Below are 19,064 nucleotides of genomic sequence, written 5' to 3'. Positions count from 1 at the left end.
GCAGGCATGAGCCGAGTGACGAAGAAGCACCCCGGTCGCATCCTTTTCGTCGGATCGGGTCCGGGTGACCCGGCGCTGCTCACGGTCCGGGCCCGTGAGGTGATCGGACGGGCGACGCTGGCGTTCACCGATCCGGACGTCGACAAGGGCGTGCTCGCCCTGATCGGCACCGCGGTCGAGCCGGGGCCCGACGGGGAGCGCCCCGTCGACGTGCGCCCGGCGCTCGGCGAGCCCGCCGAGGTGGCCAAGACCCTGATCGCCGAGGCGCGTGCCGGGCACGACGTGGTGCGCGTGGTCGCGGGCGATCCGCTGACCACCGACTCGGTGATCGCCGAGGTCAACGCCGTCACCCGATCGCACATGGTCTTCGAGGTGCTGCCCGGCCTGCCCAACGGCTCCGCGGTGCCCAGCTACGCGGGCATCGCGCTGGGTTCCGGGCACACCGAGGCGGACGTGCGCGGCGAGGTCGACTGGGCGGCGCTGGCCGCCGCCCCCGGCCCGCTCGTCTTGCACGCGACCTCGGGGCATCTCGCCGAGACCGCGAGCGCCCTGGTCGAGCACGGTATGGCGCCGCAGACCCCGGTGGCGGTGACGGTGCGCGGCACCACCCGCCAGCAGCGCACCATCGAGGCCACCTTGGCCACGCTGAACAGCGCGGCCTCCGAGCTGGTCGGCCCGCTGGTGGTGACCATCGGCAAGGTGGTCGCGCAGCGCTCGAAGATGTCCTGGTGGGAGTCGCGCGCACTGTACGGCTGGACCGTGCTGGTGCCGCGCACCAAAGACCAGGCCGCCGAGATGAGCGAGCGACTGGTCACGCACGGCGCCATCCCGATGGAGGTGCCGACCATCGCGGTCGAGCCGCCGCGCAGCCCCGCTCAGATGGAGCGCGCGGTCAAGGGTCTGGTCGACGGGCGCTACCAGTGGGTGGTGTTCACCTCCACCAACGCGGTGCGCGCGGTGTGGGAGAAGTTCGCCGAGTTCGGTCTGGACGCGCGGGCCTTCTCCGGCGTGAAGATCGCCTGCGTCGGCGAGGCCACCGCGGACAAGGTGCGCTCGTTCGGCATCAACCCCGAACTGGTGCCGAGCGGTGAACAGTCCTCCGAAGGCCTGCTGGCCGACTTCCCGCCCTACGACGACGTGTTCGACCCGGTGAACCGGGTGCTGCTGCCGCGCGCCGACATCGCCACCGAGACGCTGGCCGAGGGGCTGCGCGACCGCGGCTGGGAGATCGACGACGTCACGGCCTACCGCACGGTGCGCGCCTCGCCGCCGCCCGCGGAGACCCGCGAGATGATCAAGACCGGCGGCTTCGACGCGGTCCTGTTCACCTCGTCCTCCACGGTGCGCAACCTGGTCGGCATCGCGGGCAAGCCGCACGCGCGCACCATCGTGGCGTGCATCGGCCCCAAGACCGCCGAGACCGCCATCGAATTCGGCCTGCGCGTGGACGTGCAGCCGGAGGTGGCCCAAGTCGGTCCGCTGGTCGAGGCGCTGGCCGAGCACGCGGCCCGGCTGCGCGCCGAAGGGCTCCTGCCGCCGCCGCGCAAGAAGAGCCGCCGCAGCCGGTAATCCCGGGACGCCCCGGACAGAGCCGCCGACCAGGTGTCGGCGGCTCTGTCCGCGTTCGGGTGGCACGCGACGAGCGTGACCCATCGGCTCTCAGTACCGCTTGCGCATCAAGGTGCGGACCATGCTGCAGGTGGCGTCGGAGGGCGGCCGGATGCCGATCACCTCGGCGGTGTGCCTGATCCGCTTGTTCGTGGCGTAGCTCGGCGCGTAGACGCCCGAGTCGAGCAGCGCGATCGCCAGGCGCATCGCCTTGAGCCGCCGGTTGTGCAAGACGTACCACGCCCGGGGACGGCCCGCGGGCAGCGGGCGCCTCTGCAGCGGGGCGTAGGGGCGGTCGATGAGAACGGTTTGCGGTGTGCGCATTGGCATCCCTCCCGTGGCGATCGGGGGCGAGCGAGCCCCCTCGAACGTATCTTCGATTCTACTCGGGACCACCGACAAATTCGGCTGGCCACAAAGGTTTTCACCTGCCCTGCGGTCGTCGGTTCACAGATCGTGCAGTAGCCGCAGCGACTGCGGATGCCCGAGTGCGGCGGCGCGTTCGAGCCACTGCCTGGCCTCCCGCTGCGCGGGCGTACGGCCGGTCGCGATGGCGGCCGCGGTGCGCAGCACCTCGGGGTCGGCCAAATCGCCTGCCAGGTAGGGCGTGTTCGTCGCGCGCAGCAACAGCGCGAGGTGGAACATCGAGTCCGGGTCGCCGGCTTCGGCGCCGGTGCGCAGCCACCGCTCGCCCTCGGCCTGCTCGCCGCGGTCCAGATGCAGCGCACCGAGCACCGCCATCGCGTCCGTTCTGCCACGGCGCGCGGCCTCGGTGAGCAGGTCGATCGCGCGGTCGAATTCGCCGCGGCGCGCCAGATACAGGCCGAGACTGCGCATGGCCGTGGGGTTTCCGGCGCGGGCCGCGCGCTCGTACCACTGCTCGGCCTCCTCGTCGCGTCCGCGCCGATTGGCGAGAACGCCCATATTGCAGAGGGCTTCGGGCAACCCCCGCTCGGCGGCGGGCCGCAACCAGCGCTCCGCCTCGTCGAGATTGCCGCGCTCCACGTGCAGCAGCCCCAGCTGCACACCCGCGGGCTCGTTGCCCCGCGCGGCGGCGGTCTCCAGCCAGCGGATGCCCTCGCCGACCCGGCCGTCGGCCCCCAGCAGCGCTCCGAGCATCCCCATGGCGGGCACGCTGCCGCCCGCCGCGGCCCGGCGCAGCCAGTGTTCGGCGCCCGCCGCGTCGCCCGCGTCCCACAGCGCTTCGGCGCGCCGCTGCATGGCGAGCAGTTCCATCTCGTTCGGCGACTCGGTCATGTCAGCACACCGCCTCGCGACTCTCCGCGACGATCACGCTGCCCATCATCGCGCCTGCTCGACCGGTGCGCGGTAACCGTGCTCGTGCGCGTAGTCGGTCAGCTGCGCGTCATAGTTGCGGAGGCTGTCCAGCAGCCAGGTGTGTCCGGTGTCCTTGACGACCACGATCGGCCCACGGCTGCCCGGCGGGAGGACGGGAACGGAGCCGTCGAGATACCAGCTGGTGGTCGACCACGGGAAGATGAAGGCCCAGCCGATGTCGGCCACCCGCTGCGGCGGCCCGAGCTGCAAGGGGTCGGCGGGGGTGGAATGCCGTGCGCTGTGCTGTGCGAGCAGATGCCGCGCGCTGTTGCGGGCCACCCGCACGTCCAGGGGGCCCGAGGTGGTGTTCGGGAACGGCACGCTGATCTGCGCCCCGCCGCGCAGCCGTAGGCCCGCCTCTTCGGTCACCTGGCACGGCCTGCTGTGCAGGCGGACGAAGACGGTGCGGGCGGTGTCGGAGTACCGCAGTTGGACGACGGCGTCCTCGGTGCCGCCGACCAGGTGCGTGCCCCGGCTGCGCATCCATTCCGGCTCGTCGGGGCGGATGCCGAGCGTGGCGAAGGCGACGTGCGCGCCGGGCATCACCTCGGGCTCGGCCGATTGCCGCGCGAGGAACTCCACGCTGAAGTTCCTCCCGGTGGCATCGGTGGCGCGCCAGGCGCGCAGCGCGGCCGGGGGTGGGCGCACACCGGCGGTCAGCACCGGCCACCAGTCCGCCAGCAGTACCGCCACCCACGACTCGAAGTCGGCGGCTCTGGCGAGCGAGATATCGATGTGCGGATCGGTCATGCTGTCCCCCAGCGGGTCTCGCCCCTAGTCGGAGTATGCGCCTTCGGGCGGGGGATCAAGTGTGATTTCACACACCGTTATCACTCGGATGGCATGACCGATCGGCGACGGCGGCGCGGCGGGCACCCTGCAATTGCGCACCGGGCCGGACGGAGTTTCACGTGTCGACGCGCACCAGGCCGGCAACGGAAGCGTCCAGATGAACGAAGGCGGCGAGCGCCATATCTGCCCAGCCGCGCGATAGCTGTCCCAGAGGGTTGGGGCGGTGGCTCCGGCGCAGCCCCCGGGTGCTCGCGACAGCCGTGCGGACCGGGCGTATCGTGCGATTCATGACCGGAATGGACCGCCCGCGGCGGTTGCGCCGCACCCCGGCTTTGCGTCGTCTCGTGGCCGAAACCACACTGGAACCACGGCAATTGGTGCTGCCGATGTTCGTGGCCGACGGCTTGGCGGAGCCGCGCCCGATCGGCTCCATGCCGGGCGTGGCGCAGCACTCGCTGGACTCGCTGCGCAAGTCGGCTGTCGAGGCGGTCACGGCGGGTGTCGGCGGCATCATGCTGTTCGGCGTGCCGCGTCCGGAGGACAAGGACGCCGTCGGCAGCGCCGCGTCCGATCCGCACGGCATCCTCAACCGCGGCCTGCGCGCGCTCGCCGAAGAGGTGGGCGACTCGACGGTGGTCATGGCCGACACCTGCCTGGACGAGTTCACCGATCACGGCCACTGCGGCGTACTCGCCGCCGACGGCGCGGTCGACAACGACGCGACGCTGGACCGCTACGTCGAGATGGCGCTGGCCCAGGCCGAGGCGGGCGCCGACCTGCTCGGCACCAGCGGCATGATGGACGGCCAGGTCGGCGCGATCCGGCAGGGCCTGGACGCGGCCGGTCGCATCGACACCGGCATCCTGGCCTACTCCGCCAAATACGCCTCGGCGTTCTACGGCCCGTTCCGGGAGGCCGTCGGCTCCTCGCTGGAAGGCGACCGGCGCACCTACCAGCAGGACCCGGCCAATCGCCGGGAGGCGCTCCGCGAGCTGGAGTTGGACTTGGCCCAGGGCGCGGACATCGTGATGGTCAAGCCGGCCATGTCGTATCTGGACATCCTGCGGGAGGTCGCCGATCACTCGACGGTCCCGGTCGCCGCTTACCAGATCTCGGGCGAGTACGCGATGATCACCGCCGCCGCCGAGCGCGGCTGGATCGATCGCCGTGGCGCCATCCTCGAATCGCTGCTGGGTATCCGCCGGGCGGGCGCGGACATCGTGCTCACCTACTGGGCGACCGAGGCCGCACACTGGCTGTCGTGACGAATATGGCGGGACCGTTCGCCGCGGGCCCGGTTCGGCCTCCGATGCCGGAGGACGTGGGGACCGCGCGGCAGCTGTGGTGGGGTGTCATCGGGTTCGGCGTCGTGCAGTTGATCGCCTCGATCCTCGCCGCGCTGGATCGGCGGCGCGCGTTCGCCGAGGAGGTCTTCGAGCAGGCCAGGGCGCAGGATCCGCAGGTCACCTTGGCCAGCGCCGAGCTGATGGTGTCGCTGGTCTACGTGGTGGTCGTGCTGATCGGGCTGGGCGTCGCGGCGCTCGCGCTGGTCGTGGTGTACCAGTTCGGGCGCGGCAAACCATGGGCGCGCACCGTGCTCACGGTGGTCGGCGCGTGGGTCCTGGTGATCGGCGTCGGCGCGCTGTTCGCCATCGACGCGGTGACCGGAACGGCTTCGCTCGTCGCGGGCGGCGCCTCGATCGTGCAGGCCGTGCTCGCGGTCGGCGCCATCTATCTGTCCCATCGGCCGGAGGCCACCAAGTACTTCCTGCCGGGCAGGCCCTGAGCCGCGGATGGAACGAGTTCTCAGTTTGTCCGAGACAGTCCGGCATGTATGGTGAGGGTTGTCACAGTGGACGTGGGAACCGGTAGTCGTTTGTCATGCGTTGTCTTGCATTACGTGCGGGAACTCGGCAGATGGCTCCGGAGGATCGGAGGCATCGATGCGAGTGGTGATCCAGCAGCCGCACAGCATTCGGCGGGACCTGGCCGTCTTGAGCCTGCTGATTCTGTTCGCCGTGCTGACCGTCGCCGTGCTGTTGCTGCCCGGCTTGACTCGCTGATCTCGCTTTCCGTCGTGCTGCCGCCCGCTGTCGCGAAGGGGCCGGCGTGACCGTCTTGTTCACCGAACCGGGCGCCCGCTGGCGCGCGGTCGCCTATGGGCCGATGCTGTGCCTGGCCGTTCTCGCTCTCGAACTCGTCACGGGTGGTGCCCTGCACTGGTTCGCCCTGCTGTTCTGTGCCGCGCTGATCGCGGGTTTCGTCGCGCTGCAGGTGATGGCGGGCAAGCGGCACGTCAGCGTCGAGCTGACGCCGGAGACGCTGCGTTCGGGCACCGAGTCGCTGCCGCTGAGTTCGATCGCCGACGTCCTCCCGGAGCGCGACGAGGACTCCTGGGACGACGAAGAGTGGGAGTCCGCGCGGGCGCTCGGTGAGCTGACCGGCGTGCCGCGCCGCCGCACCGGAATCGGGCTGCGGCTGGCCGACGGCAGCCTGGTGCAGGCCTGGGCGAAAGACCACCGGGCGTTGCGTACGGCGTTGACCGAAGCCCTCGAGCGCAGTGCGGACGGAGTGGACCGTTGAGACGCTGGATCGTCGCGGTGTTCGTGGAACTGGATCTGATCGTGCTCGCCCTCGTGGGCGCGGTACTCGGCGCGCGCGCCGGTGTGCGCACCACCGATTTCCCGCCGCTGGGCGACGCGCCTGGTTTCACCGCCACCCGCTACATCGCGCCCTGGTGGCTGCTGGCCGCCGTACTCGTCGCGGTGGCCGGGGTCCTGGCCATCGACGCAGTGGCGCGGCTCGTGCGCGGTCTGCGTGGCGCCCGGGCTGCCGCCTGATCGGCGGACGTCCACTCGGTGCGCGGGTCGGCGCGAGTTCTCCCGCGGCCGTTTGATCCTGCGGATCGCGGGAACGCCGATCACATGAAACCAACTGTCCAGCGAACACTTTTCGGCGCGTTGGCGGCCGGTGTGGTCGGCGCGGCAGCGCTCGCCCCCGCCCCCGCGTCCGCCGAAGCCGTTGCGGCAGAGCCTGTCCCGGTGACACCGGTCTTCGCCGCCACGCCGCCCGCGCCGTTGCTGCACGCGCTGCCCACGCCGCTGGCGTGCCTGGTGACCACCGGGTTCGCCATGTTCTGCCTGGGCATCACGTAGCCACGGATTGCCTGCGAACCGCTGCGTCCGGCGCGCCGACGGGTTACCGTGCAACCGCGCGGCGTCCGGTGCCCGACGCCCGTCGACCGCGCGCTTTGGCTGGAATGGCCCTGGGGCCGTTAGTATTTCGGCCGTAGTTGGAACGTGCGTCGATGAAGGAAAGTGTTTGATGAACCGGTTCGCCGTGAAGATCTGTGCCGCGTTTGCCGTGGCCGCCGCCCTCGGGATGGGGGCCGGGCCCGCCGGCGCGAGCCCGGGACTGCCACTGGAGGACGCGAGCCCGGTCGACGCGCCGATCCTCGTGCCCGATACCGGTTCCGCCGGCCCCTACAACGGGTTCATGTGCTTCCTGCACACCATGTCGGCGCAGGTCCCCTGCATGTACGCCTGACGACTGCGGCGCGGCGCCCGCTCAGTTCCAGTGCTGGTAGATATCCAGCACACGGCCGTTGCGGGCGCCGGGCGCGTTCAGATAGACGGTGACCGTCCCGTCGGGATGGCTGGCCGCTTCGAGGACCACTTGGCGCAATGTGGCGTACACCGCTCCGCGCTCGTCGCGGTAGATCGCGGAATCGCTTTTCAGCCCGGCGCCGATCCGGTTGGGCGGGACCACCATGGTGACCAGCGCCGGAATGGGTCCGCCTGCCAGCGCGGTGGTCGCCGTGTGATCCAGCGGGATGGCCAGCCGCGCCTGATCGAGTTGATCGAACGGCTGCGCGGCGGCGGACCCGGCGCCGAGAGCCGCGATGGCCCCCGCGACGACGGTGAGCACACCCGCGCTGACGATGGCAATCCGCATGCAGACCCTCCCGAACGATGGACGAATGTGTGCTGAGACTACGCACCGGCAACCGTTCAGCGATCGAAATTCGCGCGAACCTCACCTCGGCGTGTTGCCGGGCGGCTGCGGCCTGCGTCACTGCACTACACCCTGTCGTCGAATCGATTTCCAGGTGCTGCGAGACTGGAACGCGTGAGTTCTTCTCCGCGCGTGACCAGTGCAGCGGTGCCGGTTTCCGCTCAGCTCTTCGACCGGGCGAGCTCGGTGATTCCGGGCGGCGTCAACTCTCCGGTGCGGGCATTTCGATCCGTCGGCGGCACACCGCGATTCATCGCATCGGCCGCCGGCTGCACACTCGTCGACGCCGACGGCAACGAGTACGTCGACCTGGTCTGCTCCTGGGGGCCGATGATCCTCGGCCACGCGCACCCCGCGGTCGTGGAGGCGGTGCGTCGCGCGGCGGGTGGCGGCCTGTCCTTCGGCGCGCCGACCGAGGCCGAGATCGAACTCGCCGAGGCGATCGTGCGGCGGGTCGCGCCGGTGGAACGGGTCCGGCTGGTGAACTCCGGTACCGAGGCCACCATGAGCGCGGTCCGGCTGGCCCGTGGCTACACCGGCCGCACCAAGATCATCAAGTTCGCGGGGTGCTATCACGGCCACGTCGACGCGCTGCTCGCCGACGCGGGCTCCGGCGTCGCCACCCTCGGACTGCCCACCTCACCCGGCGTGACGGGCGCGCAGGCGGCCGACACCATCGTGCTGCCCTACAACGACTTGGACGCCGTCGCCGCCGCGTTCGCCGCGAACCCCGGTGCGATCGCCTGCGTGATCACCGAGGCGGCGGCGGGGAACATGGGTGCGGTCGCGCCGCTGCCCGGATTCAACGCCGGCCTGCGCGCGCTCACCGCCGAGCACGGTGCGCTGCTCATCATGGACGAGGTGATGACCGGCTTCCGCGTCAGCAGTGCGGGCTGGTTCGGCCGGGAAGGCGTCGCGGGCGATCTCTACACCTTCGGCAAGGTGATGAGCGGCGGCCTGCCCGCCGCGGCGTTCGGCGGACGCGCCGAGATCATGAACCATCTCGCGCCGCTCGGGCCCGTCTACCAGGCCGGCACGCTGTCCGGTAACCCGGTGGCGGTGGCCGCGGGCCTCGCCACGCTGCGCGCGGCCGACGACGCGGTGTACGCGGCGCTGGATCGCAACGCGCAGCGGCTCGGCGATCTGTTCACCTCCGCCCTGACCACCGCAGGGGTCGAGCACCAGGTCCAGTTCGCGGGCAATATGGTGAGCGTGTTCTTCGCCGAACGCCCGGTCACCGACTACGCCGCCGCCAAGTCGAGCGAGACCTGGCGCTACCCAGCGTTCTTCCACGCCCTGCTCGACGGCGGCGTGTACGCGCCGCCGAGCGCGTTCGAAGCATGGTTCGTCTCCGCGGCGCTCGACGAGGACGCGTTCGACCGTATCGCTGCCGCCTTGCCCGCCGCCGCGCACGCGGCGGCGGCCGCCACCCCCGAAGGATCCCGCGCGTGACCTCCGACCTCGATCAGCCCGATGCCGCCCGGCGCGAGCTAACCAAGCCATCCGCCGAGCCGGACGCGCCCGTGACGAACGGCGCGACCGCCGTGGCCGCCGCGCCGGCCGTCGATCCCGGCGCGGAAGCCACCGTGATCGACGCGGGTGAGCAATTCGCCGCCGCGAGCGCCGGGGCGCAGACCGCGACCGCCGAGCCCGCGGCATCGACCCTGGTCGACGCGGGCGCCCAGTTCGCCGCGGCCGCCGCGTCGTCGGACGCGCAGGTCGTGGCGGCGCGCAAGGGGGACAAGGGAGGCAATACCGCCTCTGCCGGGGACGAGGCCAACGGGACCGAGCCGGTCGAACGCGCCGACGGCCGGACCCACACCACCGAGCGGGTGCACGACGGCGGCACCGCACCGGTCGAGACCATCGTGCACGTGCTGCGGCACGGCGAGGTGCACAACCCGAACGGCATCCTCTACGGCCGCCTGCCCGGCTTCAGCCTTTCGGTGGCCGGGCGGGCGCAGGCCGCCGCCGTCGCGCGGACCCTGGCCGATCACGACATCGCGCTGGTCATCGCCTCCCCGCTGCAGCGCGCCCAGGAGACCGCCGAGCCGATCGCCGCCCAGCACGACGTGATCGTGCGCACCGACGAGAACCTCATCGAGGCGGGCAACACCTTCGAGGGCCTGCGCGTCTCGGTCGGCGACGGCGCGCTGCGCAAGCCGCGGCACTGGTGGAAGCTGCGCGACCCCTTCACCCCGTCCTGGGGCGAGCCCTATCTGCAGATCGCGCATCGCATGCTCGCGGCGGTGAACAAAGCCCGCGTCGAAGCGGCCGGGCGCGAGGCGGTGCTGGTGTCGCATCAGCTGCCGGTGTGGACGCTGCGGCGGTTCCTCCAGGGGCAGCGCCTCTGGCACGACCCGCGCCAGCGGCAGTGCTCCCTCGCGTCGCTGACCTCGCTGGTCTACCAGGGCGACACCCTCGTCGACATCGTCTACTCCGAGCCCGCAGGCGGCTCGGACCCCTCGGTACACGGCGCATGATCCGCTCCACCGCGTTCTGTGACCCGCCCGCGAAACGCACCGGGCGGGTGCTGCCGGTGCTGCTCGTGTGCGTGGCGCTCGTCGCCGCGCTCGCGGGTTGCTCGACCGGTTCGGACGCGGTGGCCTCGGGCGGCACCTTCGAATTCGTCTCGCCCGGGGGCAAGACCGACATCCGCTACGACCCGCCCGCCGCGCGCGGCACCATCGGTGAACTGGCCGGTCCGGACCTGATGACGGCCGGTAAGACGATTTCGGTCGCGGACTACCCGGGCAAGGTCGTCGTCCTCAACCTGTGGGGCCAGTGGTGCGGTCCGTGCCGCGCAGAGGCGCCCGCCCTGGAGAAGGTCTACGAGGCGACCAAGGACAAGGGTGTCGCCTTCCTCGGGATCAACGTCCGCGATCCGCAACAGGACAAGGCCCAAGACTTCGTGGTCGACAACAAGGTCGGCTACCCGTCCATCTACGACCCGTCGATGCGCACGCTCTTGGCGCTCGGCGGGAACTTCCCGACCAGTGTCATCCCCACCACGCTCGTCCTCGACCGGCAACACCGGGTCGCCGCGGTCTTCCTGCGGTCCCTGCTCGCCGAGGATCTACAACCGGTAATCGAAAGCATCGCCGCGGAGGAATCACAGTGAATCGCGACCGCCGTACCCGCCACCTGCGTGCCTGTCGGCCACGGCAGGGCGCCCGACGTATCGGCGGCGGATGGGCCGTCGACGACCGGTGGGCGGGTATCGCCACCGTGCCGCGCAGCGTCGCCGCCGAATCCCTGCTGGACTTCGCCGTGTTCGACGGAGCCGAGGAGCCCGCCGCCACCGAGCGGAAGGTCTCGCTGCGCCGCGCCGCCCGATCGGCGGAGGACACGCGGGAGGAATCGGTGTGAGCTTCGAGCACACCGCGCCCGGTACCGGTGAGGACCTGTGATGGTGCTCGCCGGAGTCGGTGATTCGTTCCAGCAGACAGCGGCCTCCGGGCCGCTGCTGCTGGCGCTCGGCGCGTGCCTGCTCGCGGGTCTGGTGTCGTTCGCCTCGCCGTGTGTGGTGCCGCTGGTGCCCGGATACCTGTCCTACCTGGCCGGATTGGTCGGTGCGGAGGCGCCGCCCGTCACCGTCGCCGAGGCCACCGCAACCGGCTCCGCGCGGGCGGGTACGGTGACCGCCGCCCCATCGCTGCGCACCGGACGGATGCGGGTCGCGGGTGCGGCCGGGCTGTTCGTCGCCGGTTTCACCGTGGTCTTCGTGCTCGCCACCGCGACGGTATTCGGCGTCATCCAGACCCTCAACGTGAATCGGGAACTGCTGCAACGCATCGGCGGCGTGGTGACGATCCTGATGGGCTTGGTGTTCATCGGCCTGGTGCCCGCCTTGCAGCGCGACACCCGGATGGAGCCGCGCAGGCTCACCAGCCTCGTGGGCGCGCCGCTGCTGGGCGGGGTGTTCGCACTGGGCTGGACGCCCTGTCTCGGCCCGACCCTGTCGGGCGTCATGGCGGTGGCCGCGGGCACCGACGGGACGACGGCCGTGCGCGGGGTCGCCCTGATCGTCGCCTACTGCCTCGGCCTGGGTCTGCCGTTCGTCGTGCTCGCGTTCGGGTCGGCGAGCGCGCTGCGCGGGGTCGGCTGGCTGCGCCGCAATTCCCGCACCATCCAGATCATCGGGGGCATGCTGCTCGTCGCGGTCGGCGCCGCGCTGGTCACCGGGGCATGGGACCAGTTCGTCGCCTGGGTGCGCGATGCGTTCGTCTCCGAGGTGACCTTGCCGATATGACCGTGACCGACCAGCCGCCGATCGACACGCCCGCGCGGCCTCCGCGCCCATCGCTTGCCCGACGGGCCTGGGCGTTCCTGCGCAACACATGGCGCGGGCTCACCAGCATGCGCACCGCTTTGGTGCTGCTGTTCCTGCTCGCCCTGGCCGCGATTCCCGGCGCGCTGCTGCCGCAGCGGAACTTGAACGAGCAGAAGGTCGAGCAGTACATCGCCGACCGGCCCACGCTCGGCCCGTGGATGGACCGCTTCGAACTGTTCGACGTGTTCTCCAGTTTCTGGTTCACGGCCGTCTACGTGCTGTTGTTCATCTCCCTGGTCGGTTGCATCCTGCCGCGCACGGTCGACCACTACCGCGCCCTGCGCACGCCGCCGGTGCGGGCGCCGCGCAATCTGACCAGACTGCCGCACCACTACTCGGGCCGCGTCGAGCAGTCGCCCGGGGCAGTGATCGATCACGCCCGCGCGCAGCTGCGCGGCTGGCGCACCGAGGTGCGTCCCGGCACCCGCGAGGACGAAGTGGCGCTGTCGGCGGAGAAGGGCTACACCCGCGAACTCGGCAACCTGGTGTTCCACCTCGCACTGGTCGGACTGCTGGTCGCCATCGCGGCGGGCAAGCTGTTCGGCTACGAGGGCAGCGTCATCGTGCTGGCGAACAACGGACCCGGCTTCTGCACCACATCGCCCGCGGTGTTCGACTCGTTCAAGGCGGGCAACGTCAACGACGGCACCGGCATGACGCCGATCTGCGTGCGAGTCAAGGATTTCCAGGCCGACTACCTGCCCAACGGGCAAGCCGAGATGTTCACCGCGAACCTCGCCTACCAGGCGGGCGACGACCTGCGCGACAACACTTGGCGCGACACCCGGGTGCAGGTCAACCACCCGCTGCGCGTCGCGGGCGACCGGCTCTACCTGCAAGGCCACGGCTACGCACCGACCTTCACGGTCACCTTCCCGAACGGCCAGACCCGCACCGAGTCCATCCAGTGGCGTCCCGACGACGCGTCGACGTTCCTGTCCAGCGGAGTGCTGCGGATCGACCCGCCCGGCGGCATGTACGCCACCGACGAGGAGCGCCGCAAGAACCAGATCGCGATCGAGGGGCTGTTCGCGCCCACCGCGATGTTCCACGGATCTCTGCTGACCTCGGCGTTTCCCGCGATGAACGATCCGGCCGTCGCGGTCGACATCTATCGCGGTGACACCGGCTTGGACACCGGAAAGCCGCAGTCGTTGTTCGCCCTCGATCCGGAGCAGGTCAAACAGGGGCGCTTGGCCAAGGAGGCCAGGGTCAATCTGCGTCCGGGCGAGTCGGCCACCCTGCCGAACGGCACCAAGGTCACCTTCGACGGCGCGCAAGAGTTCGTGAATCTCCAGGTCTCGCACGACCCCGCCCAGCAGTGGGTGCTGGTGAGCGCGTTGCTGATGATGGCGGGCCTGCTGGTCTCGCTGCTGGTCAAGCGCCGCCGGATCTGGGTGCGGGTGTACCCGGCCGAGAACGCAGCCGGTACCGTTGACCAACGACGCACTGTAGTAGAGATGGGTGGGCTCGCCAGGACCGACCAGGCGGGTTGGGGCGGCGAGTTCGACCGGCTGCGCGCCCGCCTGCTCGACACCGGCGCAGAGACCACCGCGGCGCGGCGCGCCGAGACCACGGGAGAGTGACCATGCCGATCGACGAGACCATCGCCAGGTACAGCGATTTCGCGTTCAAAACGGCGATCGTGGTGTACGCGCTGGTGCTGGTGCTGCTGATCTGGCAGTACGCGACGGCGCGCAGCCGCCAGGTCGCCGAGCGCGAGCTGGTGACGGTGGGCGGCGGATCGACACCGCAGGGGCCGGGACGCATCGTCGAGCCCGCGCGGCGGCCGCTGTCGGAGCGGCTGGGCAACATGGCGTTCTCGGTGCTGATCGTCGCGATCGCGCTGCACGTGGGCGCGATCGTGTTGCGCGGCTTCGCGACCGACCGCTTCCCCCTGGGCAACATGTACGAGTTCGTCACCATGGCCACTGCCGCCGCCGTGCTGGTGGGTCTGGTGTTCCTGCGCGATCAGCGCTACCGCGGTATCTGGGCGTTCGTGCTGGTGCCGGTGCTGCTCCTGCTGTTCCTCGCGGGCACCGTGCTCTACGCGGACGCCGCGCCGGTGGTGCCCGCGCTGCGGTCGTTCTGGCTGCCGCTGCACGTCACCATCGTCGCGATCGGCAGCGGCGTGTTCCTGTTCGCGGGCGTGGCGAGCATGCTCTTCCTGTACCGCCTGCGCCAGCCCGACGGCGAGGAGTCCGACAACATCCTCGGCGCCATCGCCCGCCGCCTGCCCGACGCCCGCACCCTGGACCGGTTGGCCTACAAGACCACCATCATCGGTTTCCCGCTGTTCGGCGCCGGCGTCATCCTCGGCGCCATCTGGGCCGAGGCCGCCTGGGGCCGCTTCTGGGGCTGGGACCCGAAGGAAACCTGCTCCTTCATCGCCTGGGTTCTCTACGCCGCCTACCTGCACGCCCGCGCCACCTCGGGTTGGCGCGACACCAAGGCCGCCTGGATCAACATCGCCGCCTTCGTCGCCATGCTGTTCAACTTGTTCATCATCAACATGGTGATCAGCGGGTTGCATTCGTACGCGGGGTTGAACTGACCCGCTCGGACCCTTGCGTTCCCCTCTGGGGAGCTGTTCGCTCGGGCCGCTCGGCTTTGTACCTCTTCGGGGTCTGGCCGAGAAACAGGCAGCCGTATGGGCGGTGCCGGCTACTACCATTGCGGCATGTCGCTGCCGCGCTTCGAACGGCCCGACCTTCCCCAGTCGATGACGTGGGAGGAGTTGGAGCGGCTCCCCGAGGAGATCGCGGAGCAGATCGAGTTGTGGGACGGTCATGTGGTCTGGGTACGGCGTGGGCCCGGCGAACACCAGGTCTTCACACGTCGGCTGACGAATTCGATCGAACGTTGCGCACGAAAGTCGATGTCGGACGAGCCGGAACAGTGCTGGCGTGTCAACTTCGAAACCGACGTATTCCTGGGTCGCACCGGGAAATCGAACTTCCTGACGCCGGACTTCCTGGTCCACCGCTGCCTCGATTCCCCCTATCAGGACGTGCGCGGGAGTGATGTCCTGCTGGTCGGCGAAGTGTTGTCCCCGTCCAATACGCAGACGGACATCGAGGCGAAGAAAGGGCGCTACGCCGGCGCGGGCATCCCGTGGTACTGGGAGGTGACGTTGGCCCGCGAGATCAGCGCGATCGCCACCGTTCGCGCTTACGGCCTCGACGTCGGCCATGCTCAGCTCCCGGACGGGGTCCCCCCACTCCGCGCCGCCAACTACATCCTCGCCGCCGAGTGGACGCACCAGAACCCGGAGGGAATCGAGTTCGACTTCCCGTTCCCGATCACCATCCCCTGGACCGAACTCGAATTTTGATGGAGCTGGGTCCGTCCCCTCCAGGCAGCTTTCGTGAACGTCGATCAGCGTTGCCCGATCGGGCAGAGATCGTTGTCCGCGCGCATGGCTATCGGGTACCTGCGGCGATGAGCGGATGCACATACATTTCATCCGTGACCCATGAGCGTGCGATGCGGCGGTCTGATCGCTTGACCGATCCTCATGTCGCACGGGAACCCGTCGGCCGGCAGCACTGGGTGACCGGGCTTCAGCGTGCCGTTGGTAACCGGGCCACCGCCGGCCTGTTCAGCGCAGCGGTGCCGGTAGTGCAGCGAGTGCCGCGCCGAACCGGGGTCGAACAAGGCCGGTACGACTTCTCGACGCGGTGCGGGTGGATCGACTGGGACCACGCATCACCGCACCTGGCAGTCGATCTGATCAGCCGAGTACGCCAAGCCTCGGACGCGTTCGGCACCGCATCCCGGGGAGAATTCGCCAGCCCCACCATGGTGTCCGAATTCGGAACGGTACTTTCGAGCGCCTCGGTGCAGGTGCGGTTGCTGCGCGCACTCTCCGGTGAAGAAGTGCTGCAGGTCGCGCTGGCGATATTCAAGCGGCTGTCGGTCGACTTCGAGGCTCAGCAGGCGTGGACCGACCTGCTGGGACAGTCGTCGTATGCCCAGGAGGATCTACCGTCGAACCTGATCGGTTTCTACATGGCCGCACGTGGATTCACCCGTCCCGACCTGACGCAGATTTGTGGCGTGGTCGATAGGCAGGCGTCCCTCGCGGAGTTCGACCACAGGCATGATTTCCGGCAGAACCACGACTTCACGCCCATCGGCGCTACTGAGCCGTGGCCCGCCGCGCTATCCACCATCGACAGCGGTCGGGCCGCCGGCCTGTTCGAAATCACGTCGGTGTCCGTTCGGCGGGGTATGTTCGCCCACAGGTTCGCGCCGCTGTACCGGGTCGAGGGAACCGTCGGGGAAACCGATCTCGTCGTTCTGAGCTGGGGCGGTACGACATTCGCAACCGCGGATGATCTCCAGGTAGTGCCGACCTACCAGTTCCGCGACGAGACCAGCGGTCGCTATGGACACGTGCGTGCGATCGAAGTGAAGCCGAATCGCGAGCAGGACGCCGCCCTACTCCGCCGTAGGGGCCTATCGTCGCCGATGTTCATGCCCGAACCCGTGCTGGTGGGCCTTTCCTCATCTTGAGTATTGCGCGACCAGCCGGAACTGGGTCGAGTTCGGTGCGGTGAGGAGGACGACGTTCGCTTGCGGATCGGCGGTGCCCAGCCGCTTGGTGAGTGCGGCGATGGCATCGCGTGGCAGTGTGTTGACGAGTCCACCGCCGCGTGTGCGTATCTGCTTCTCGAAGTCCGCACGATCAACCGCGCCGAGACATCCGCTGGTGCCGAGCACGGCCAGGCACATCAGGATCGGAAGCCAACAGCCGCGGCGCATGCGGGTGATCGGCGAAAAGCGTGACACCCGTCCGGCTACGCTGGTTCGGCCCAAAATCCAGCCTTATCGATCACGATGGCGCACGGCTGGTCCAGTACCCCCGCCTTGTAGACGGCCTCGCTGAGGTGAGTCGACATCAGGACCATCCACGTCTTCCACGGTGTGCTCTCGCCATTGGGGGTGCCCGCCTTCGCCGCGAGGCGCGAGTAGTAGCCGCGGAGTTCCTGGTCGGTGAACCGGAACTCGATAGGGGGCACCACCGGCGATTCGCCGACAGACGTAAGTTGCAACCGACCGGCATCGTCGCGGCCGAACTGGTATCCCCACTCGGTACCGGCACGAATCACCGAATCGGTGAGTTCATCCAAGCTGGGCTCAGGCTTTTCCACCACAGGCTCCTCCAGGGTAGGCGGTGATGACCCTGCCTTCCTCGTTCACGACCACAGTGGGCTGAACCGTCTTGGCTATCGCACCGGTGGTGCGGTTGACGAGATAGATCTGCCCCGTGTAACAGTACTTGCCGCCGCCGACCGGGCCATGCCAGTCAGGTGCGTCATGGGATTTGGCGATAGCCATGTCGGCGATGTCCCTCCAATTGCGACCTTCGATCGCCGCGAGGCCTTCCCACTCGCTCATGTGCCTCTGCTGGATGTGCCGATAACCTGAGCCTTCGTCCCCACACAACAGTTTCCAATTGCCGAAGGTTGTGACCACCTTGTCCGCGGGCGAGCTGACTCCGCACGCTCCCCAGGGAAAAGAGGCGTAAGCGAGCGGACCCTGGACCACACCAACGATCAGGGTGACCACCGCTGCCGTGGTGATTACCAATGCGCGTATCTTCAACTCGACTCCCCACGTCGCCGCACCGGATCGGTGCCTACTTGCAACTCTGTTGCTTCCCCAGTTACGGCGCATCAGCGCCCTATGCGGCTCGGAGTGGAAGTGTGCGACCCTCGAGCCCAACTTCATTGCTTCTCAACATCCTTCGACGGATCGGTCACGATTTCGGTTCCACCTCGATCGGCTTTCTCGAGTGACTCCGGCCACTTCGCTCCGCCGCTGTGGGCACCAAAGGCGCAAGGCCGCGATGAGACGAATGGGATGAACCGAGGGCCGCCTCGGACTGGGCTGGTCAGGATTCGAGGTACAGCCGTTCGTTGGGGAGGCGGGGGAGGCCGGTCGGGTTGCCGGGGAGGACGGTTACCGCGCCGGGGCGGTGGCGGGCGTTCCAGTCTTGGACGAATACGAGTGCGGCGGTCAGGCATGCTGCGAAGTCCATTCGCTGGTCGTGCAGATAAACCGACAGGTGTACGTCGGGTTCCTCTGGGTGCGGAGATCGGGTGTGGCCGCTCATGACACCGCGATTCGGGTGGCTGCTGGTGGCTCGGGCGCCGACACACCCCAGACAATCGAACCCGCCCGCACGACGATTCGGCCGAGGGCTTCGGGTTCGATCTCGGCCGGGAGCTGACAGACCATCTTGTGGAAAGCGCATCGCCCGTGCGGGGTCGTCAGATCGAAGCTCCCTACGCCTGCCGCGCTCACCTCTGCGCCTCCGCGTCCGTGTTGTCGCCGGACGTTGGTGGAGGCGGGTACAAAGTTCGGCCGAGCATCACATGCCCCGGCATGATCACACTGCACACCCGCGTGAACTCGACCGGGACCGACCCGCCCAGATGCGCCATCCCCGGAACGATCACCGCGCCCGCGCGGGCCACGTGCACCATTTCCAGCACACTCGCGATCACAACCAACGGCACCGTTTGCGGGGCAGATACATACGTAGAAGCCAGGGTGTACCCGTGCTGCCGCGCCAATGTCTCGATCGTCGCCTGATTGCCCACCGCATCGGCATCCGCGACCGCCGAGCACCGCAACCCGATCGCCAGCGGATCTCGCGCGTCCGTCAACGCCCCCCGCAAGGGTGTCGACTCGTCTTTCAGGAACGCCGCCATCCGTTCCAGATCGGACATCCCCGCCGAATACAATCCTTGCCCCCTACCGGCATTCATTCCCCTGCGCCTCCCTGCCATCTGATTGGAAAGCACCCGACGCCGAGGGCGTCAACCCCAGCCAGCGGTCCGTACTGCGCTGGCGCGGCCGAGAATGAGGAATCGGCCCGCTCACCCCGGCGTCGGGGCCGGGGGAGACGTTATGAGCTGAGCCACAACGGTTTTGTCCATCAAGGACAAACCGATCGAGGCCGCGCGGC

At 69.3% G+C, this 19,064-nt stretch carries 25 protein-coding genes; 16 read left to right on the top strand and 9 right to left on the bottom strand.

Annotation, left to right across the window (positions count from 1 at the left end):
• The first annotated feature begins 6 nt into the window (after positions 1 to 6).
• Complete coding sequence (locus tag LTT66_RS08780; RefSeq protein ID WP_195066449.1) at positions 7 to 1,569, top strand: bifunctional uroporphyrinogen-III C-methyltransferase/uroporphyrinogen-III synthase; 1,563 nt, start codon at positions 7 to 9, stop codon at positions 1,567 to 1,569.
• Between the two features lie 90 nt (positions 1,570 to 1,659).
• Here the strand turns inward: LTT66_RS08780 and LTT66_RS08775 are convergent, their stop codons facing one another.
• The 3 genes from LTT66_RS08775 to LTT66_RS08765 form a co-directional block, all read right to left on the bottom strand.
• Positions 1,660 to 1,932, bottom strand: a complete 273-nt coding sequence (locus tag LTT66_RS08775; RefSeq protein ID WP_195097083.1) for a hypothetical protein — start codon at positions 1,930 to 1,932, stop codon at positions 1,660 to 1,662.
• A gap of 123 nt (positions 1,933 to 2,055) precedes the next feature.
• Positions 2,056 to 2,865 carry a tetratricopeptide repeat protein gene (locus LTT66_RS08770; protein WP_233065778.1) on the bottom strand — a complete coding sequence of 270 codons (810 nt, stop codon included), beginning with the start codon at positions 2,863 to 2,865 and terminating at the stop codon, positions 2,056 to 2,058.
• 45 nt (positions 2,866 to 2,910) lie between these two features.
• Complete coding sequence (locus tag LTT66_RS08765; RefSeq protein ID WP_233065776.1) at positions 2,911 to 3,696, bottom strand: hypothetical protein; 786 nt, start codon at positions 3,694 to 3,696, stop codon at positions 2,911 to 2,913.
• Positions 3,697 to 4,025: 329 nt separating this feature from the next.
• Between LTT66_RS08765 and hemB the strand changes: the two genes are divergently transcribed.
• The 6 genes from hemB to LTT66_RS08735 all read left to right on the top strand — a co-directional run bounded on the left by hemB (position 4,026) and on the right by LTT66_RS08735 (position 7,284).
• Complete coding sequence (gene hemB / locus LTT66_RS08760; RefSeq protein ID WP_181721501.1) at positions 4,026 to 5,003, top strand: porphobilinogen synthase; 978 nt, start codon at positions 4,026 to 4,028, stop codon at positions 5,001 to 5,003.
• 5 nt (positions 5,004 to 5,008) lie between these two features.
• On the top strand, positions 5,009 to 5,524 hold the full coding sequence (locus LTT66_RS08755) for a hypothetical protein (RefSeq protein ID WP_233069077.1): 516 nt from the start codon (positions 5,009 to 5,011) through the stop codon (positions 5,522 to 5,524).
• Between the two features lie 380 nt (positions 5,525 to 5,904).
• Positions 5,905 to 6,321: a hypothetical protein gene (locus LTT66_RS08750; protein WP_228820203.1), complete on the top strand. Its 417-nt coding sequence runs from the start codon at positions 5,905 to 5,907 to the stop codon at positions 6,319 to 6,321.
• Positions 6,318 to 6,578, top strand: coding sequence for a hypothetical protein (locus tag LTT66_RS08745; protein ID WP_233065774.1), 261 nt, complete (start codon positions 6,318 to 6,320; stop codon positions 6,576 to 6,578). The genes LTT66_RS08750 and LTT66_RS08745 overlap by 4 nt, the downstream gene beginning before the upstream one ends.
• An 84-nt stretch (positions 6,579 to 6,662) precedes the next feature.
• Positions 6,663 to 6,893 (top strand): hypothetical protein, encoded by a 231-nt coding sequence (locus LTT66_RS08740; RefSeq protein ID WP_233065771.1) that lies wholly within the window; start codon positions 6,663 to 6,665, stop codon positions 6,891 to 6,893.
• 169 nt (positions 6,894 to 7,062) lie between these two features.
• Positions 7,063 to 7,284, top strand: a complete 222-nt coding sequence (locus LTT66_RS08735) for a hypothetical protein (protein ID WP_233065769.1) — start codon at positions 7,063 to 7,065, stop codon at positions 7,282 to 7,284.
• A gap of 21 nt (positions 7,285 to 7,305) precedes the next feature.
• On the opposite strand, the gene LTT66_RS08730 is transcribed toward LTT66_RS08735, so the two are convergent.
• Complete coding sequence (locus LTT66_RS08730; protein WP_195097077.1) at positions 7,306 to 7,692, bottom strand: hypothetical protein; 387 nt, start codon at positions 7,690 to 7,692, stop codon at positions 7,306 to 7,308.
• Between the two features lie 192 nt (positions 7,693 to 7,884).
• Here LTT66_RS08730 and hemL point away from each other — a divergent pair, with 192 nt between their 5' ends.
• The 9 genes from hemL (at position 7,885) to LTT66_RS08685 (ending at position 16,603) form a co-directional block, all read left to right on the top strand.
• Positions 7,885 to 9,204, top strand: coding sequence for a glutamate-1-semialdehyde 2,1-aminomutase (hemL, locus tag LTT66_RS08725; protein WP_408638760.1), 1,320 nt, complete (start codon positions 7,885 to 7,887; stop codon positions 9,202 to 9,204).
• Positions 9,205 to 9,584: 380 nt separating this feature from the next.
• A complete protein-coding gene (locus LTT66_RS08720) occupies positions 9,585 to 10,235 on the top strand; it encodes a histidine phosphatase family protein (protein ID WP_181721560.1) in 651 nt (216 codons plus the stop codon).
• The gene (locus tag LTT66_RS08715) at positions 10,232 to 10,873 is read left to right on the top strand and encodes a TlpA disulfide reductase family protein (protein WP_233065765.1); all 642 of its coding nucleotides are present in this window, start codon (positions 10,232 to 10,234) and stop codon (positions 10,871 to 10,873) included. The genes LTT66_RS08720 and LTT66_RS08715 overlap by 4 nt, the downstream gene beginning before the upstream one ends.
• Entirely contained in the window at positions 10,870 to 11,121 is a 252-nt protein-coding gene (locus LTT66_RS08710; RefSeq protein WP_181721493.1) for a hypothetical protein, read from the top strand. Before LTT66_RS08715 ends, LTT66_RS08710 begins: the two co-directional genes overlap by 4 nt.
• Before the next feature lie 40 nt (positions 11,122 to 11,161).
• Positions 11,162 to 12,004, top strand: a complete 843-nt coding sequence (locus tag LTT66_RS08705; RefSeq protein ID WP_269821999.1) for a cytochrome c biogenesis CcdA family protein — start codon at positions 11,162 to 11,164, stop codon at positions 12,002 to 12,004.
• Positions 12,001 to 13,671: a cytochrome c biogenesis protein ResB gene (gene resB / locus LTT66_RS08700; protein ID WP_233065763.1), complete on the top strand. Its 1,671-nt coding sequence runs from the start codon at positions 12,001 to 12,003 to the stop codon at positions 13,669 to 13,671. Before LTT66_RS08705 ends, resB begins: the two co-directional genes overlap by 4 nt.
• Positions 13,672 to 13,673: 2 nt before the next feature.
• On the top strand, positions 13,674 to 14,639 hold the full coding sequence (ccsB, locus tag LTT66_RS08695) for a c-type cytochrome biogenesis protein CcsB (protein WP_233065762.1): 966 nt from the start codon (positions 13,674 to 13,676) through the stop codon (positions 14,637 to 14,639).
• Between the two features lie 126 nt (positions 14,640 to 14,765).
• Positions 14,766 to 15,419 carry a Uma2 family endonuclease gene (locus LTT66_RS08690; protein ID WP_233065758.1) on the top strand — a complete coding sequence of 218 codons (654 nt, stop codon included), beginning with the start codon at positions 14,766 to 14,768 and terminating at the stop codon, positions 15,417 to 15,419.
• Between the two features lie 134 nt (positions 15,420 to 15,553).
• The gene (locus tag LTT66_RS08685) at positions 15,554 to 16,603 is read left to right on the top strand and encodes a hypothetical protein (RefSeq protein WP_233065756.1); all 1,050 of its coding nucleotides are present in this window, start codon (positions 15,554 to 15,556) and stop codon (positions 16,601 to 16,603) included.
• Here the strand turns inward: LTT66_RS08685 and LTT66_RS08680 are convergent.
• From LTT66_RS08680 to LTT66_RS08660, 5 genes are all read right to left on the bottom strand, one after another.
• Positions 16,595 to 16,810 (bottom strand): hypothetical protein, encoded by a 216-nt coding sequence (locus tag LTT66_RS08680; RefSeq protein WP_233065754.1) that lies wholly within the window; start codon positions 16,808 to 16,810, stop codon positions 16,595 to 16,597. The genes LTT66_RS08685 and LTT66_RS08680 overlap by 9 nt on opposite strands.
• 77 nt (positions 16,811 to 16,887) lie before the next feature.
• Positions 16,888 to 17,241 carry a hypothetical protein gene (locus tag LTT66_RS08675; protein ID WP_233065752.1) on the bottom strand — a complete coding sequence of 118 codons (354 nt, stop codon included), beginning with the start codon at positions 17,239 to 17,241 and terminating at the stop codon, positions 16,888 to 16,890.
• Entirely contained in the window at positions 17,228 to 17,695 is a 468-nt protein-coding gene (locus LTT66_RS08670) for a hypothetical protein (RefSeq protein WP_233065750.1), read from the bottom strand. Before LTT66_RS08670 ends, LTT66_RS08675 begins: the two co-directional genes overlap by 14 nt.
• Positions 17,696 to 17,984: 289 nt before the next feature.
• On the bottom strand, positions 17,985 to 18,131 hold the full coding sequence (locus LTT66_RS08665) for a hypothetical protein (RefSeq protein ID WP_195147795.1): 147 nt from the start codon (positions 18,129 to 18,131) through the stop codon (positions 17,985 to 17,987).
• A gap of 262 nt (positions 18,132 to 18,393) precedes the next feature.
• Entirely contained in the window at positions 18,394 to 18,825 is a 432-nt protein-coding gene (locus LTT66_RS08660) for a hypothetical protein (protein WP_233065748.1), read from the bottom strand.
• Positions 18,826 to 19,064: the final 239 nt, after the last annotated feature.

The organism is Nocardia gipuzkoensis (assembly GCF_021183645.1).
Classification (GTDB): Bacteria; Actinomycetota; Actinomycetes; order Mycobacteriales; family Mycobacteriaceae; genus Nocardia; species Nocardia abscessus.
Note: the sequence above shows the minus strand (reverse complement) of the source record. Positions and strands in the feature narration are given on the sequence as shown.

Excerpts from the sequence above, each read along its gene's own strand:
- LTT66_RS08665 (WP_195147795.1), bottom strand. The coding sequence starts at position 18,131 with ATGGACTTCGCAGCATGCCTGACCGCCGCACTCGTATTCGTCCAAGAC.
- LTT66_RS08770 (WP_233065778.1), bottom strand. The coding sequence starts at position 2,865 with ATGACCGAGTCGCCGAACGAGATGGAACTGCTCGCCATGCAGCGGCGC.
- LTT66_RS08730 (WP_195097077.1), bottom strand. The coding sequence starts at position 7,692 with ATGCGGATTGCCATCGTCAGCGCGGGTGTGCTCACCGTCGTCGCGGGG.
- LTT66_RS08690 (WP_233065758.1), top strand. The coding sequence starts at position 14,766 with ATGTCGCTGCCGCGCTTCGAACGGCCCGACCTTCCCCAGTCGATGACG.
- LTT66_RS08735 (WP_233065769.1), top strand. The coding sequence starts at position 7,063 with ATGAACCGGTTCGCCGTGAAGATCTGTGCCGCGTTTGCCGTGGCCGCC.
- hemB (WP_181721501.1), top strand. The coding sequence starts at position 4,026 with ATGACCGGAATGGACCGCCCGCGGCGGTTGCGCCGCACCCCGGCTTTG.
- LTT66_RS08765 (WP_233065776.1), bottom strand. The coding sequence starts at position 3,696 with ATGACCGATCCGCACATCGATATCTCGCTCGCCAGAGCCGCCGACTTC.
- ccsB (WP_233065762.1), top strand. The coding sequence starts at position 13,674 with ATGCCGATCGACGAGACCATCGCCAGGTACAGCGATTTCGCGTTCAAA.
- LTT66_RS08775 (WP_195097083.1), bottom strand. The coding sequence starts at position 1,932 with ATGCGCACACCGCAAACCGTTCTCATCGACCGCCCCTACGCCCCGCTG.
- resB (WP_233065763.1), top strand. The coding sequence starts at position 12,001 with ATGACCGTGACCGACCAGCCGCCGATCGACACGCCCGCGCGGCCTCCG.
- LTT66_RS08750 (WP_228820203.1), top strand. The coding sequence starts at position 5,905 with ATGCTGTGCCTGGCCGTTCTCGCTCTCGAACTCGTCACGGGTGGTGCC.
- LTT66_RS08780 (WP_195066449.1), top strand. The coding sequence starts at position 7 with ATGAGCCGAGTGACGAAGAAGCACCCCGGTCGCATCCTTTTCGTCGGA.
- LTT66_RS08660 (WP_233065748.1), bottom strand. The coding sequence starts at position 18,825 with ATGTCCGATCTGGAACGGATGGCGGCGTTCCTGAAAGACGAGTCGACA.
- LTT66_RS08715 (WP_233065765.1), top strand. The coding sequence starts at position 10,232 with ATGATCCGCTCCACCGCGTTCTGTGACCCGCCCGCGAAACGCACCGGG.
- LTT66_RS08705 (WP_269821999.1), top strand. The coding sequence starts at position 11,162 with ATGGTGCTCGCCGGAGTCGGTGATTCGTTCCAGCAGACAGCGGCCTCC.
- LTT66_RS08755 (WP_233069077.1), top strand. The coding sequence starts at position 5,009 with ATGGCGGGACCGTTCGCCGCGGGCCCGGTTCGGCCTCCGATGCCGGAG.
- LTT66_RS08740 (WP_233065771.1), top strand. The coding sequence starts at position 6,663 with ATGAAACCAACTGTCCAGCGAACACTTTTCGGCGCGTTGGCGGCCGGT.